This window comes from Johannesbaptistia floridana (assembly GCF_057440575.1).
This window is the reverse complement of the sequence record NZ_JALKVM010000019.1, coordinates 19,053-33,482: the sequence shown is the minus strand read 5'-3', so window position 1 is coordinate 33,482 and position 14,430 is coordinate 19,053. Positions and strand designations below refer to the sequence as shown.

Annotated in this window: 14 protein-coding genes and 1 pseudogene; 6 read left to right on the top strand and 9 right to left on the bottom strand. The window is 35.8% G+C overall.

Annotation, left to right across the window (positions count from 1 at the left end; all coding sequences use genetic code 11):
• Positions 1 to 332 precede the first annotated feature (332 nt).
• On the top strand, positions 333 to 581 hold the full coding sequence (locus MW688_RS01380) for a Ycf34 family protein (protein WP_486734114.1): 249 nt from the start codon (positions 333 to 335) through the stop codon (positions 579 to 581).
• 58 nt (positions 582 to 639) lie between these two features.
• Here the strand turns inward: MW688_RS01380 and MW688_RS01375 are convergent, their stop codons facing one another.
• The 6 genes and pseudogenes from MW688_RS01375 to MW688_RS01350 all read right to left on the bottom strand — a co-directional run.
• Positions 640 to 1,104 (bottom strand): ATP-binding protein, encoded by a 465-nt coding sequence (locus MW688_RS01375; RefSeq protein ID WP_486734113.1) that lies wholly within the window; start codon positions 1,102 to 1,104, stop codon positions 640 to 642.
• 325 nt (positions 1,105 to 1,429) lie between these two features.
• Positions 1,430 to 2,776, bottom strand: a complete 1,347-nt coding sequence (gene rlmD, locus MW688_RS01370; protein WP_486734115.1) for a 23S rRNA (uracil(1939)-C(5))-methyltransferase RlmD — start codon at positions 2,774 to 2,776, stop codon at positions 1,430 to 1,432.
• The gene (locus tag MW688_RS01365; RefSeq protein WP_486734112.1) at positions 2,776 to 3,933 is read right to left on the bottom strand and encodes a sensor histidine kinase; all 1,158 of its coding nucleotides are present in this window, start codon (positions 3,931 to 3,933) and stop codon (positions 2,776 to 2,778) included. The genes rlmD and MW688_RS01365 overlap by 1 nt, the downstream gene beginning before the upstream one ends.
• Positions 3,934 to 3,965: 32 nt before the next feature.
• Positions 3,966 to 4,412 carry a response regulator gene (locus MW688_RS01360; protein WP_486734111.1) on the bottom strand — a complete coding sequence of 149 codons (447 nt, stop codon included), beginning with the start codon at positions 4,410 to 4,412 and terminating at the stop codon, positions 3,966 to 3,968.
• On the bottom strand, positions 4,357 to 6,666 hold the full coding sequence (locus tag MW688_RS01355) for an ATP-binding protein (protein ID WP_486734110.1): 2,310 nt from the start codon (positions 6,664 to 6,666) through the stop codon (positions 4,357 to 4,359). The genes MW688_RS01360 and MW688_RS01355 overlap by 56 nt, the downstream gene beginning before the upstream one ends.
• Positions 6,667 to 7,254: 588 nt before the next feature.
• Positions 7,255 to 7,356 (bottom strand): annotated as a pseudogene (locus MW688_RS01350) (RNA-guided endonuclease InsQ/TnpB family protein); the annotation flags it as partial.
• A gap of 351 nt (positions 7,357 to 7,707) precedes the next feature.
• Here MW688_RS01350 and yqeK point away from each other — a divergent pair.
• From yqeK to MW688_RS01335, 3 genes are all read left to right on the top strand, one after another.
• A complete protein-coding gene (yqeK, locus tag MW688_RS01345) occupies positions 7,708 to 8,280 on the top strand; it encodes a bis(5'-nucleosyl)-tetraphosphatase (symmetrical) YqeK (RefSeq protein ID WP_486734109.1) in 573 nt (190 codons plus the stop codon).
• A gap of 108 nt (positions 8,281 to 8,388) precedes the next feature.
• Complete coding sequence (gene rsfS / locus MW688_RS01340) at positions 8,389 to 8,802, top strand: ribosome silencing factor (RefSeq protein ID WP_486734108.1); 414 nt, start codon at positions 8,389 to 8,391, stop codon at positions 8,800 to 8,802.
• A 65-nt stretch (positions 8,803 to 8,867) separates the two neighbouring features.
• Positions 8,868 to 9,371 carry a CGLD27 family protein gene (locus MW688_RS01335; protein WP_486734107.1) on the top strand — a complete coding sequence of 168 codons (504 nt, stop codon included), beginning with the start codon at positions 8,868 to 8,870 and terminating at the stop codon, positions 9,369 to 9,371.
• Positions 9,372 to 9,389: 18 nt separating this feature from the next.
• Here the strand turns inward: MW688_RS01335 and MW688_RS01330 are convergent, their stop codons facing one another.
• Entirely contained in the window at positions 9,390 to 9,530 is a 141-nt protein-coding gene (locus MW688_RS01330; RefSeq protein WP_486734106.1) for a hypothetical protein, read from the bottom strand.
• Between the two features lie 682 nt (positions 9,531 to 10,212).
• Between MW688_RS01330 and MW688_RS01325 the strand changes: the two genes are divergently transcribed.
• Both MW688_RS01325 and MW688_RS01320 read left to right on the top strand, forming a co-directional pair.
• The gene (locus tag MW688_RS01325; RefSeq protein WP_486734105.1) at positions 10,213 to 10,533 is read left to right on the top strand and encodes a YkvA family protein; all 321 of its coding nucleotides are present in this window, start codon (positions 10,213 to 10,215) and stop codon (positions 10,531 to 10,533) included.
• A 760-nt stretch (positions 10,534 to 11,293) separates the two neighbouring features.
• The gene (locus MW688_RS01320; protein WP_486734104.1) at positions 11,294 to 11,668 is read left to right on the top strand and encodes a hypothetical protein; all 375 of its coding nucleotides are present in this window, start codon (positions 11,294 to 11,296) and stop codon (positions 11,666 to 11,668) included.
• Positions 11,669 to 11,798: 130 nt separating this feature from the next.
• Here the strand turns inward: MW688_RS01320 and MW688_RS01315 are convergent, their stop codons facing one another.
• On the bottom strand, positions 11,799 to 13,967 hold the full coding sequence (locus tag MW688_RS01315) for a DUF3769 domain-containing protein (protein WP_486734103.1): 2,169 nt from the start codon (positions 13,965 to 13,967) through the stop codon (positions 11,799 to 11,801).
• A gap of 62 nt (positions 13,968 to 14,029) precedes the next feature.
• Positions 14,030 to 14,146, bottom strand: coding sequence for a photosystem II reaction center protein I (locus MW688_RS01310; RefSeq protein WP_486734102.1), 117 nt, complete (start codon positions 14,144 to 14,146; stop codon positions 14,030 to 14,032).
• Positions 14,147 to 14,430 lie beyond the last annotated feature (284 nt).

The following is a 14,430-nucleotide window of genomic DNA, read 5'->3' as shown; positions in this document are numbered from 1 at the left end:
TCTAGTTGTCAAAGGGATAAAACTTACTTATTATTGCTATTTAGCTGACAAAATAGATAAGTATAAGAAGAAATAGGTAAATATTTTTCAACTGTATTTAGCCCTAATTGTCAACCAACTAAAAATTACCCATTATGACTATTTAGCTAATCAAATGAGCAAGTTTTAGCAGTAATGAGTAAATATTTTCAACTGTATTTAGCCCAGCAAAATTTGACCTACAAGCCTACTTGCTGAATAATCGCTTTTCTTTTCAAAAAACTAATAACCTAGGAGCAAAATCAAAACAAGTTAAACTAGAAAGTAGTTTTGAATTCAAAGGCTTTTAAACTATGTGTATCTGTATTAACTGTCACTTTGTTGATCGCTGCAATACTTATCATGCTGTGGAGACACAACACCAACAACCTCATTTAACTGAGAATCCTGATTTTGAACCTACTGAACCCACTATTAATGTTAACATTCGTCCCCACCAAGATTATATTGAGATGGAGTGGGATGTGGTTGGTTGCCTCAGTTTTCAAGAGGAAACGGGTAAATGGGCTAAATTACGTCCTGGAGAACTAATTCCCACGTAAAATGTTTAATCTCCCATCTTTAAAGTGGGAGATCGCTAAAAAAGGAGTATAGCTAAATTTAACGGATAGCTAACTCCCTTGGTTTAGATGTTTCTGTTTTATTTAGTTCTTTAGATAGTCTGATTTCAGTCCCTTGACGATTCCAATGGACTTTATCAAAGATTTGATGTAACAAACATAAGCCTCTACCATTTTCTGATTCTTCTGGGGGTAGCATTTTCTCTGTGTCTTGATTATGACAGTCACACTCACTTTTAAAACCTGTGCCTTGGTCAGTTATTACCCATGAGTAGCTTTCTTTGGTATGGGAAAACCTGACGATAATACTTTTACTAGGATCTAATTTGTTCCCATGCTTAGCTGCATTTACTAAAGCTTCTTGTAACCCTAATCTTATTTCTCCCTGTAATTCTGATGGTATTTTAGCTAGTAATAAGTCTAAAATAGGACATAAGTAGAGGGTTGAAGCGAAGCTCATTGTGCTCCATTTACTCCTGTTGAGAGGTAGTGAAATAGCAATCACGAGTTTTACCTCTTATATATTATGCTAGTATGGACGTTGAAATTTTAGTTGATTGGTTGCTTACTCTCGCTCTTTTTTAGAGTTAAGCTGAGATAAATATGCTGGGGTTAGATTTAATTAATCAACCTCCTTTTAACCAAAGTTTTACGTTTTTGTGTTATTCTTTGGCGCTATTTTTTATCTATTTATTAAGCAATTTGAGCAGCAACTAAGTTGGTTTTAAGAGAACTAAATTAACCATTTATGATTTCCTCAATTTACCTTAAACTTTACAGAATCTTTAAAAAAACTAACAGATTCAATTAATTTAATTATATCATAAAGTTTACTCATTTTCTAAAAAGGCTATAACTTCCGTATGAGCTGTCTGGGGAAAAAAATCAGCAGGTTGGCTATAAACTAGACGATAAGCATCGTTTTCACAAAGTAACTTTAAGTCTCTAGCGAGGGTCGCGGGTTGACAACTAAGATAAATTAAATATTTAGGGAGAGTTTCGAGAATAGTATCAATAACCAGGAGATCGCAGCCTTTGCGAGGAGGATCTAGTAGGAGGATATCTGGAGTCGGAAGTTCCCTCAGTAAGGCTTCTACAGTCCCAGCATGGAAACTGATATTACTAATCCTATTAATTGCCGCATTATGTCGGGCTTGAATCACGGAGCTTTCTTGTAGCTCTATACCTATCGCTTCTCCTACAAATCTAGCTAATGGTATAGTAAAGGTACCGATGCCACAATAGGCATCAATTAACAATTTATTTCTCTGAAGAGGCAACCTAGTTTTAATTATCTCCAATACTGCTTCTGCTGTCTCCGTATTCACTTGAAAAAAAGTATCAGGCAGCAGATGAAATTCATAACCCCCAAAAATTTCTCTCAGATAGGTTTGACCTCTAATCGTGCGGGTTTCTGGACCAAAAATCACGTTAGTATGACTCTGATTAAGATTCATGGCTACTCCCACCAAATTAGGATATGAGTTTAACCAAGCCTCAGCTTGGTCTTCAATTCCCGGTAAATCCCAACTGGTGGTAACCAAAGTTAAGAGTATTTCTCCTGTCCGCTTACCAATACGTAAAGATAAATGACGTAATTGTCCCTTCCCGTTAAGTTGTTCATCTATTGACCAACCCCGGTGTTGAATATCTTGTTTAACCCCAGCTAACAAAGGATTTAAGCGGGGATCTTGTATAGGACATTGATTGATATTAACTAGTTTATGTGTACCACGGCGATAGTAACCTGCCTGGACTTGCTTTTGGAGAGATAAACCTAGGGGATAGGTAGCTTTGTTACGATAACCTAAAGATTCTGCGGTAACGATGGTTTCTCCCACTTCTGTAGATACAAAGCCACCAATTCTGGTGAGATTGTCTATTACTTGTTGACGTTTTACTGCTATTTGGTAGTCATAGTCTATGTGTTGCCACTGACAACCGCCACATTTATCAGCTACTATGCAGTGAGGACGAATACGCCTTGGGGAATTAATTAAGATTTTGATTAACTTGCCCAGATAATAGCTTTTTTTATCCCGGACTATACGGACCAAAATGCGATCGCCTACTACGGTATCTGGGACAAATACCACTTTTCCCTCTACTTTCCCCACTCCTTCCCCTTTATGGTTGAGGTCTTCGATTTCTAATTCGACTAATTCGCCTTGTTTAATCATTTTTCAAGAAAAGGCAATACTACCCTAAAAGTTGTTCCTTTTCCCAATTTACTACTTACTAAAATTTTACCACCGTAGGTCTCTACACAGTTTTTCACAATTGCTAACCCTAGACCTGTACCTTCTATATCATCTACATTATCACCTCGATGAAAAGGTTCAAATAGAGTCAATAAGTCTGCTTGAGAAATACCGATTCCTTCGTCACTAATAACCACCTCTAAATCATTTACATTCCTGTTTAGTTCTAAAATAATTAAACCCCCAAGGGGAGAGTATTTAATTGCATTAGAGAGTAAATTATAAAATATATGTTTAAGCAGTTGTTCATCCCATTGTCCATTATTTAACTCACCCTTGGTTTTATAGACAATTTTGTGTTTATTGTTGCTAGTTAATTGTAGTTCTTCTAATAGTTGCTGACAAAAAGATTCTAAGGCTAAAGGTTGTAGTTGGCACTTTAACTTCCCTGATTGGGCTTTACCTACTAGAAGGATTTCATCAAGGAGATCTGTTAAGTTATTAATAGCGCAGCGAATCCTTTGATACTGTCTAAGTTTTTGTTCGGTGGTTAGTTTTTGTTCATGTTCTTCTAGGAGTCCTGTAGATAATAAGATAGTAGTTAGAGGATTGCGTATATCATGAGAAATCATGGAAACTAGTTCTGCCCTAAGTTGATTTACTTGTTGAGCTTTCACTAACTCTTCCATTTGTTGTTGGTATTGTAATGTGAGATCTTCGTGAGATTTGCGTAAAGATTCGGCACTCTGTTTTCTTTCAATCGCATAAGAGAGGGAGCGCACTAATGAATCTAGATTTACTTGTCGCTTCACTAGATAATCTTGGGCGCCTTGGCGCACCGCGGCGATCGCTAAACGTTCATCGTTTGTATTAGTTAATACTACTATGGGTGTACTTGGAGCGATAGCATTAAGAGGAGACAAAGAAGTCAACCCTTGACTATCTGGTAGAGTAAGATCTAATAGAATCACATCGAAACTAGTATCTGTGATAGTAGCGATTCCTTGTTGTAAGCGTTGAACATGAACGACATTGAAACTATTTCCCCTAGCATCTTTAAGAATCTCACTAATTAGTCTTGCTTCTGCTAGGTTATCTTCAATCAACAAGATATGAATTGAGTTTGTCTCCATTTTTCTTGTTTAAAAATTAACAGCAGCATTTTCTATTCAAAAGGAAGAGTCACAGTTTTCAACCAAAACTCTTCGATATTTTTGACTATTTCAAATAATTGACTCAAGTTACGAGACTTAGTGATATAACAGTTAACGTGTAAGTCATAACTATCAAAAATATCCTCTTCATTTTTAGAAGTGGTTAAAACCACTACAGGAATTCGCTTGAGTTTTGGATCTGCTTTTATTTCCGCTAAAACTTCTCTACCATCTTTTTTCGGTAAATTTAGGTCTAACAGAATAATATCAGGACGAGGTGCCCCGGCATATTCACCCTCTTGACGTAAATATGCCATAGCATCTACTCCATTCCTCACAGTAACAATACTATGAGGAACAATACTATTTTTCAAAGCCTCTTCTACTAAGCGAATATCGGCTTTATTGTCTTCTACCAAAAATATCACTTTGGACTTTCCTTGCTCTTCTACGCTCAAGATTGCGTCCTCCTACTGGAATCGTTAAGTAGAATGTTGCTCCATTATCTAATTCTGATTCTACCCAGATTCGACCTCTATGGCATTCTACTATTTTTTTACAAATTGCTAAACCCATACCTGTGCCTGGATATTCATCACGAGTATGTAGTCTTTGGAAGATAACGAAGATTCTTTCAGAAAATTGAGGATCAATACCTATACCGTTATCTGTGACAGAAAATAGCCATTCATCTTCTAATCTTTCCGCGCCAATATGAATTTTTGGAGTTTTTTCGCTTCTAAACTTGAGTGCATTGGCGATCAAGTTTTGGAATAATTGCATAAGCTGAGTACTATCAGCCATAATTGTTGGTAAAGGATCGTGAGTTATTATAGCCGAAGAACGCTGAATTTTTGCTTTAAGATTATTTAAGGCTTTAACTAGAGGATTTTCTACCTGTATTAATTGAAATTCAATTGCCTGAGTATCCACTCTCGAATAAGCTAAGACATCATCTATCAGGGTTTGCATCAAACTCACCCCCTCTACTGCGTAACCAATGAACTCTTTAGCATCTTCATCTAAAGCTGGTTCATAGCGCATTTCTAGCAATTGTACATAATTTGCTACTTGATTGAGGGGTTCTTGTAAATCATGGGAGGCCACGTAGGCAAATTTCTTCAATTCCGCGTTAGAACGCTCTAAATCCTGAGCTAATTGAGCTAATTCATCGGCTTGGCGTAGAATGATGTTAATAATTGCTTTTCTTAATTCTAAAGCTGCTTTAATTTCTATCGCTTGCCAAGGTAATGAAGTTAAACTAACCGTTTCTTTCCACATCTCAAAGGATTTACGGGGACAAAGTCGTAAATTTCCAGCAATTTCTTGAGTGGAAAAGGCATTATTAGGATCTCCACCCCAATTGACTGTTTGAATTACCTCTGGTCTAAACCACAATACATAGTTTTTACTAGAGATGGGGATTGCTAATAAACCACTCGCCACATCTTTATACTTATCAGCATCAGGATAAATTTTCACCAGGGAGTTGCTAGAAAAGATTTCCCTTTCTACATTTTTCTTTAGCCATTGAACTAACAGGTTTAAATCTTCTTCTTGGGGAACTTTGCCGATGGTTGTCCATTTTCCTGAGAATAAAATAGCTGCGCCTTGGGCATTTGCTATGTCTAAGAGATTTGGTTCATGCTTAACTAAACCATCAATAAAGAAGTCTTCACTAGACATATAATCAATTAAGGCTGTTTGAATATAACTTAACCTCATGCGATAATCATAGTCTTCGGTTTCTTCCCTGACGGAAATTTCTGCAAAGATTACTTGTCCTAGAAATTCGCAAGCTTTACGCAGTTCATAGGATACATATTTAGGGGTACGATGATGACAGGCAATTAAACCCCAAAGTTTACCCTCTTTGATTAAAGATATAGTTAGTGACGCTTTCACTCCCATATTATGTAAATATTCTAAATGGCAGGGAGAGGCACTTCTCAGGATGGAATTAGTTAAATCAAGGGAGGGATTTTCTTGGGCAAATTTAGGCGCCGCTACCATTTCTACTGGTGATGCTGTCGCATCGGGTATGAGTCTAATCCAGTTAGAAGCAAACAGTTTTCTTGCGGCTTTGGGGATATCTGCTTCTGGAAAATGTAGTCCTAAATATGGTTCTAATTCCTCTATTTTTTCTTCCGCTACTACTACTCCATGTCCATCTTCCGCAAAACGGTACAACATCACCCGGTCAAATCCCGTTACTCTTTGAACTTCTCTGACAATAACTTGAAAGTATGCCTCTAATTTTGCTGTGGCTAACAGTTGATTAATTGAGGCCCTCGCTAAGTGGTAGAAGCCTAAAAAGGGGATGTTTTCTTGGGTTACCGCCGGTTCTAATTCTAAAATTAGAAACCCCTCTGAGTTACGTTGAAAAATGGCGTCAAAAACTACGTATTCATCACCTTTTTTTCTCGCCCAAACTTTCATGGGATTGATATATTCTAGATTATTTTCTGCTAAACCTCTTTTGATTCCTTCTATTTGAAAGGGATCTAATAATTCTTCTAAGTTGTTCCCCAATATATTGTTAATATCTTTGCCAAATAGTCTAGCAGCATTTTTACTTACTTGAAGAATTTCTAAATCTGGTTCTTGGAGCACAAACAAGACACCATGAGATTGAATTTTATCATGTTGAATCTTTTCTGTACTTGATATATTGCTACTGTTTTGTGTTTGAACTAAATTCGATTTTGCCATTACTAATCTCCCTAAATATTTAATTTGCAGAGGGTAGGGATCTTTCTCTTTTACTAAATTAATACTTGAATAATAAGTATTTATCGTTACTAGGTAAATATTTACTAGTATTTATACTTAATGCTAATACTTGAGAATTAGATTATCTCTACTAGTTAAAATTATAGGGTATAGTTTTGGAGAACAAATCTTTAATTAATCTTAAGATTATTTTTTACATATCTCGTAATATTTGTTAATAATAATTAATTAAAGTTAGTAATAAATTTGCTGTTGGGGTTGATTACTTCTTACTTCAAGACTTCAAAACTCCTTACTTCAAAACTCATTACCTCACATCTTCCACCAGTACTTATGTACCAAATTATTGTGGTCAAAAGTTCATTTCTCTTTCGCCGAAGATCGCATCAGGAGAACAAAAATACTGAAGACGCCTTTTTGGTCAACCAATTTTTAAGGGCGATCGCATTAATTCTTTAACTCATTACTTCAAAACTTCAAGACTTCAAAACTCAACCACCACCAGTAGCTTTTGCTAAAGGTGGAAGATCTGAGTTACTCAACCCCCACCGCCATTTTGCCTCTATTATCAAGTGTTTTTAGCGTTTGCTGTAAAACTTGAGAATGGACAGATTTTAGTCTTGGGAAATTTTCTTTAGCTTCAGTTAATTTCTTTGCTTGCCAGCAGTAACCTTTTTACATTTACAGATAAAATTGAGAATAATAGAGGTTAAAAAATTTAAACACTATCAAATTATGGCAGTAATCGCAATCTTGTTAGTAATTTTAACCACTAACTGGTTAATTTACAGAGTTATCATCTGGATTCCTCTAAATTTATTTGATTTAATTGGAAAAGGTTTTTGGATAGCTTTAGGAGTTTGTTTTTTGAGCTTTTTACTTTGGTCTTTTAAAGATTAACTTGAAAATACCAACTTCCATTCATGATGCTGAATTCGAGCTTAAGAATTTTTTCCAGCTTGGGTTAAACGAAGTGCAAGCCAACAACCAAAGTAGACGGTTACGAAAATACAGAGAAAAATGCGTGAAAAAATAATTACCTGGTTAAAAAGTAATGTATCTGAAGCTAGACTACAACATATCATTGGAGTAGAACAAACTGCAATAAAATTAGCAAAAATATATCAAATAGACGAAAACAAAGCAGCAATGGCGGGAATTATGCACGACTTAGCGAAGTTTTTTCCTCCGCCAAAATTGCTAAAAATAGCAAAAGAACATAAAATAAATATAGATAATATCTGTAAACAGCATCCTCATTTATTACATGCCCAAGTAAGTGCTATTGTCGCTGAGTCAGAATTTGGTATCCAAGACAAAGATATCTTAACAGCGATTTACAATCATACTTTAGGTAGTCCCGAAATGAATCCCTTAAGCTGTATCGTATTCGTAGCAGATACGATAGAACCAACTAGAGGTAATGATCCCGAATTAGTAAAAATTCGACAAACAAGTGAAGAAAATCTTTACAAAGCAGTGGTAGAAACCTGTGATTATTCCTTAAAATATTTAATAAGTAGTTGGCAAGTTATCCATCATCGAACCGTAATGACTCGTAACTGGGCTTTAAATAAAAGTAAATTTAGTTAAGAGAGTCATTGGAATTTTATTCATCAATTCCTAGAATTTTAAATTCGAGGTTGAGAAAAGATAACCTTCCCAGGTAAAAATAAACGTTTAACTTAAAATAAAAATGGTATGACCAATCAATCAAAATCTCTATCTCAAATCCAATCTTTAACAGAAATTTCCAGTAAAACTCTAGCATGGGAAATAGCTTCAGCAGCAGATTCAAGAAAAGCCGAAGATATTTTGATACTTGAGGTATCAGAATTATGCTATCTAGCTGATTACTTTGTGATTAGTACAGGCTTTTCACCAGTGCAATTACGGGCGATTTGTGACTCGATAGAAAAGACAATTGAAGAGAAATTTCACAAGCAGCCATTGCGAACTTCAGGAAAAGCAGAGGCAAGTTGGATAATTCATGATTATGGAGATGTGATTGTACATACATTTTTGCCTCAAGAAAGAGAATATTACAACTTAGAAGCTTTTTGGGGCCATGCTCCACGTTTTAGCTTAGAAGCACAGAATCATAGTAACCATTGATAATCATTTCCCAGTCTGAGTATAGGCTGGGAAATAAACAACACAAGATCATAGAATAATAAAATATGAAAGAAACTTCTATGCAAGTTTGTCCTGTACCCAAAGAACAATTACCAATTAATGAATATCAAGAATTAAAAGAAGCTTGGGTTTTTAGTTGGGCAACTAAAGGAATATTTAGTTATATAAGAAAATTAACTTGGATTTGGGTAATGGGATGGATAGTAAGTGGTCCTATTGCCGCCGCCAGCTTTCCCATAAGTAAAAAACCCTGGTTATTTGGGGTAACAGGGGCAACGGGAGCAGCAATATTTGTGCTACTAGCAGTTTTACAAATATATTCGGGATGGTGGTATATAGATAATAGATTAAAAAAAGAAACGATACCATACGAGGAATCAGGTTGGTATGACGGGCAAACCTGGAAAAAACCAGAAGATATAGTGGCACGAGACCGCGTAGTATCAGACTACCAAATAAAACCAATTATTCAACGTTTGCAAAAAACAATATATATACTATTAATGTGGATAGGATTGGCGATCGCCGTATGGTTGTACCTGAGATAGGGGATTGCTTTATGTAAGTTAACTAGAGATTTTACTAATTAACTTACTGCGTAGTCCTAAATTTGAAGAAGCAAGGGGGAGGCTATTCTGTAGTTGCTGCTTGTAGAAGCGATCGCTTTCCTGAAACTGATTACCTTTGACTTTTGCATGTGTAGGCACTAGGGATACTGCCTTAATTTTGTCTGCTCAACTTGATTTTTAAGTCAAATTTTGCTGAATTGTTCTATTTCCATCCAATGAGAAAGATCTCGCGGGTGAAGTTGTGGGATGAGAGGTGGAAAAAGATAAATTATTGACAAAAATCTCAGTCAAGTCACATAGACATCCATTGTTCTTTTTTTAATTGGTATGGGGGCAGAGGGACTTGAACCCTCACGTCCTTTTACGGACAACGGATTTTCATCCTCTTGCAGCTTTCGCTACTGCCATTTACACAGCATTTGAGAATTGGACTCTCCCTTTACCCTCAGCTTCTACTGTTAGGGTAGCTCCCGTCGAGTCTCTGCACCTTCTGAAACCTCTATCTTTTGGTTTCAGCTTGGCTCAGGATTGCCCTGTCTTCAATCAGATTTAGGTTTCCCTGAGTTTGAGAGCTTACACTTGATGGATTTCTCACATCAAGGCTCAATTTCTTAAGTCCGTAGCGTCTACCATTCCGCCACGCCCCCAAGCTTTTAATTTGTCACATTTACTAATTAAAACACAAGATTTGAAAAAATGCAAGGAATTATCAAAAAAATTTTTCAGTACAGAAAACTATACTAAAAGCAGTATTTCCCTCACTTTCCTTTTTAATTTGCTATTTGCCATAATAGTAATGTAAATAAAGGAAGAAACAAACATGAAAAGAATAGTAGAATCTTTTTACAACTGGTACAGTGAAAAGCTACGTCATCCTAAGTATCGCTGGTTAATTATTTTAGGAACTTTAGGTTATTTAGTCTTACCCTTCGATATCTCTCCTGATGTTTTCCCTGTTATCGGTTGGATTGATGATGGTATTGTAATAACTATGTTGACTACTGAGTTGTCTAAATTAGCCTTAGACTATCGCCGTAATCGCAAAGATTTAAAAAATAAATCCGAGACAGAACCAGTTACCGCAGATACAGTAGATGCTACTGTTGTGGAAACTCCCGTAGAAGTAAGCGAAGTTAAGTAAATTCATTATAGTCATTTACTATTAATACTTAAAGATTTTAGACGAGGAAAAACTAGTAACCTTGTCTATTTTTTTGAATGATTTTGAATGATAAAAATATTAAGTTTTGTTAACAGATAAGTTATTGTTTTTAGGAAACTCCAAAACAGGGAACTTGACCTCACATCAAAGCATCTTTACCTAATGTTACTGGTTGTGGATGAATAATGAGTTTTGAAGTAATAAGTAATGAGTTTTGAAGTAAGAAGTCTTGGAGTTTTGAAGTCTTGGAGTTTTGAAGTAATGAGTTAAAGAATTAATGCGATCGCCCTTAAAAATTGGTTGACCGAGGAAGATCTTAGGCTAAAGAGAAATGAACTTTTTCTGAGGTTAATTTAGTACATAAGTACTGGTGAAAGATGTGAGTTGACCGAAAATGTCAAATACAGTAACATTTATAGGGAATAGACAATAGGGGAGAAAGTGTAACTAGAAATACAATTTACCCCTAATGCCGAGAGAGCCAATTTATCTTCTCAAAATCTTTGAGTAAGGCTTGTTTCATTTACTCTCTTTCTCTTCAGGAATTTACTTCTTATGAGGGATTAAATATAGTTAATTTGGATATATTGTTATATTTTTAACATAAACTTGGCTAATTAACTGTAAAGTTTTATTGCAAATTTTAATATTTAAGATAAAAGTGATTTATACTAAGTTTTATACGATCCTCATTTAGTTTCGGTCAAAATCCTTTAGTAAATATCAACGGAGTTAGAATATGGAATTAACACAAAATTATCAAATAAATAAAATAAATTCAGTAGCGCTACTTAAAAGTTTCTTAGTTTGGACATTTACTCTAATGGTTTGTTTGTTAGTAGTAGGATTTCCTCTAGTAGTAGTCATGGCCACGATTGGAGTTCTCTCAGTGGTAATTTTACAATCAGTTTTACCAATAAACGCTGTATTATTAGTAGCAGGAAGTTTAATTGGTTTTAATGTTTTAGGAGTAATTATCGGAGCTTTTTTCCTAACATTAAGAGGCATACATCCACAACAGGTGAGTTGGCTGCGGTGGTTACATGGTCAAGCTAGACCTTCTCACACTTCTGTAAACGCTTCTTGCCCTCTAACTTGTGAAGTAATCAGATAAGACTTGGTCTGATTCTTGAAGTTAAAAAAACTTTAAATTACTCGCCATAAACACCACCCGGAAACTACCGGGTTTTTTTATAACCGAACTTCCGGTTAGTAAAAATAATGAAAGCCTTTCCCCCGTCAGGTTAACGAGTTACACCCTGAATCACTGGTTGAATACCAAAATCGTCAAAGGGATCGGGGTTGCCTTCCCAGTTAAAGTCATTGATACGAAAACTGATAGATCCAATTTGTAAAACAGGATTGTAACGCAAGTAAATGTTATAAGTTCTCCGGCTATATTCTAAGAAATAGTCAGTGCTGATATCATCGTTACTATCTAGGTTAAAAGAAGTTTGCACCCCTAAACGCACGGGACCATATATTTGTTGTGTTAATCCCAATGAAATAGTTTGTCTATCTACGAAACGGTCAAACAAAAAGGGAGACTCATCTCCTCTTAATCCTTGAGAATAAGCTATCTTAACACCTGTGTAATCAAAGAAACGACGAGAAAAATTACCAACTTGTCCTTGAAAACCAACACTAGCTCGTAGAGATGGCTGAGTATCACCATTACCATAAACACTAGTTACTCCAGTCATGTTGGTATTAAATCTTACAAAAGGACTTACGGGCACAGGAGTGTAACGTAGTCCGGCTTCGGCGGTGGGAGGTAAGGCTTCACCTCGCCAAATATAAAAATCTTTGTTGAGAGAGACAGCGCCCTGAAGACGTAAGAGAGTAGTTAAATCTGAACCATCGCCAACTAAATCATCTCTATCAGTATTAGCTTCTATATTCTGTAATCCGGCTTGGTAGGTTAAGTTAATTCCTGTATCTCCTAAGAAAATTGCAGGAGATACAAAAACAGCGCCAAAACTACTTTGTACTGTTTGAAATCCCAAAGAACCATTAAAGAGACGCTCACGATAATTGTATTCAATGTTTAATATGTAAGGACGCTCAATATTGCCTATTTCTCTTCTTAGTTGAATTCTTCCTCTAAGTTTGTCACTAATAGCTGATAATTGTAAACTTGGTAAATCAGTTGTAGCACTTAACCTATTGCGAAGAGAAAATTGCACAGCTAAATCAGTTTTGAAGCCAAATACTGCGGGGTTAAAAGGTCCTCCCTGTTTATCTAAGTCAGTACTATTGTTAACAGTAAAACTATTCGGTAAAATAGCTTTTTGGAGAAGATATTGGGGAATTATTTGAAATCTAATATTTTCTCTATTTACTAGTTCAAAAGTTCTCTGGATAAATAAACCACCTCTTTCTTCTCCATCAAATCCTATTTCTATTAAACCAGGACGACGTTCTCTTTCATCGATTACTAGGCGATCGCGTAAAAGTGGTACTGATGTTGTTTGGTCAAATACTATTCTTGATTTTTGAGTCTTTAGTATACCTAATTCTGGTGTAACTTCTGTAAATGTTGCTCTATCTGCCCTAACTTCCAACTCTGGTGGAGAGAAAGGATCGTTAGTAAATCTGATTTCTTCTGCTACCCAACCATCACTATCAAAGTCAATTTCTTCTGCTTGAAAGCGCAACCTACTTATACTTCCGTTTGTTGCTGTGGAGGATAGACTTTCATTGCCACCCAAGAGATTAAAATCTCTAACACTACCTAGGACAAATTGATAACCAGTTGTGCCTCTTACTCGTCTTAGGGGTTGATTTTCTGTTAAGCGATCGCTTAGGGGTTGAGATGGTATTGTTTCTGCGCCTTCGTCATTAGCTAAGTTTACTTGAAAATCTCTGGTTATTGTGGGTTGATAAATCTCTCCACTAGCATCTTTTACTGTGCCGCTATCTGTCAAGAAGTTGTACTCAAAACGTTCTCCTCGTAATGTTTGTTCCCCTCTAATTAGGGTCACATTTCCTCTTGCTACTGCTAGGCGTTCTTCTATGTTAATCTTGACCTGATCTGCTTTTAGTATCCCTTGAGGAAATCTTACTTCTACATTCCCTCTAGCGGTAATTACCTGTGCTTGTTGGTCGTATTCTTGATTGTCTGCTATTACTTCAATTACATTGATTAAGTCAGTTTCTGGTAATTCTTCGGCTAGACTCAATCTTTGATAATTATAGATTTTTTTTTGTTCCTGTTGCTGTTCTTCTTCCTGAAGAGATTCTGATGATGTTAATCTTAGACTAACTATATCGCTTTTTATTAATCTTTTTTCTCTTTTTACTTCTCTAGGAACTTCAGCATAACTCTGGTAATAATACTTATCACCTTTATTTATTATTTCCCTAGGAGATTCTGTTAATACTTGAGTCAGTAATAGTGCTGATATTATCATTGCCAAGGAGTAGTTTTCATCAAAGGGGTAAATTAATACTTACCCCTTACGTAAGTATTTTGTTAGTCTAAGTCTTGATTTCCTGGGTTACGAGCGGGATCGCTAGATAAGAAACCGAATATGAATAAACCTACGAAAAATCCTACTGTAATATATACAATGATTTTGAGAGTTAGCATCAACCTTGCTCCGTTTTTAATCGTCCAAAGCTAAATCATATCATATTTGCTTTTCACAAGGAAAACAATAATTTCTCAAATCTTGGCTTTTTTTGTTTGAGATCTCCTCCTCTTAAAATTTACACTGCTATTTTCTTTAGATAGCCTTCCCTAGTACTATTGTACCAACTCATTCTCAGTGAAATGGCATTGGGTGGTAAATTGCTTACATTCGTCACACTTTCTCCCGCAGCTCCTGGTGCTTTTGAAGCTCACTCATCAGTAAATTAGTCGGTTTTGATGCG

What these genes read in the sequence shown, in the direction of transcription:
- MW688_RS01380 (WP_486734114.1), top strand. Translation starts at nt 333, where the DNA reads ATGTGTATCTGTATTAACTGTCACTTTGTTGATCGCTGCAATACTTAT.
- MW688_RS01365 (WP_486734112.1), bottom strand. Translation starts at nt 3,933, where the DNA reads ATGGAGACAAACTCAATTCATATCTTGTTGATTGAAGATAACCTAGCA.
- MW688_RS01355 (WP_486734110.1), bottom strand. Translation starts at nt 6,666, where the DNA reads ATGGCAAAATCGAATTTAGTTCAAACACAAAACAGTAGCAATATATCA.
- yqeK (WP_486734109.1), top strand. Translation starts at nt 7,708, where the DNA reads ATGCGTGAAAAAATAATTACCTGGTTAAAAAGTAATGTATCTGAAGCT.
- rsfS (WP_486734108.1), top strand. Translation starts at nt 8,389, where the DNA reads ATGACCAATCAATCAAAATCTCTATCTCAAATCCAATCTTTAACAGAA.
- MW688_RS01335 (WP_486734107.1), top strand. Translation starts at nt 8,868, where the DNA reads ATGAAAGAAACTTCTATGCAAGTTTGTCCTGTACCCAAAGAACAATTA.
- MW688_RS01325 (WP_486734105.1), top strand. Translation starts at nt 10,213, where the DNA reads ATGAAAAGAATAGTAGAATCTTTTTACAACTGGTACAGTGAAAAGCTA.
- MW688_RS01320 (WP_486734104.1), top strand. Translation starts at nt 11,294, where the DNA reads ATGGAATTAACACAAAATTATCAAATAAATAAAATAAATTCAGTAGCG.
- MW688_RS01315 (WP_486734103.1), bottom strand. Translation starts at nt 13,967, where the DNA reads ATGATAATATCAGCACTATTACTGACTCAAGTATTAACAGAATCTCCT.
- MW688_RS01310 (WP_486734102.1), bottom strand. Translation starts at nt 14,146, where the DNA reads ATGCTAACTCTCAAAATCATTGTATATATTACAGTAGGATTTTTCGTA.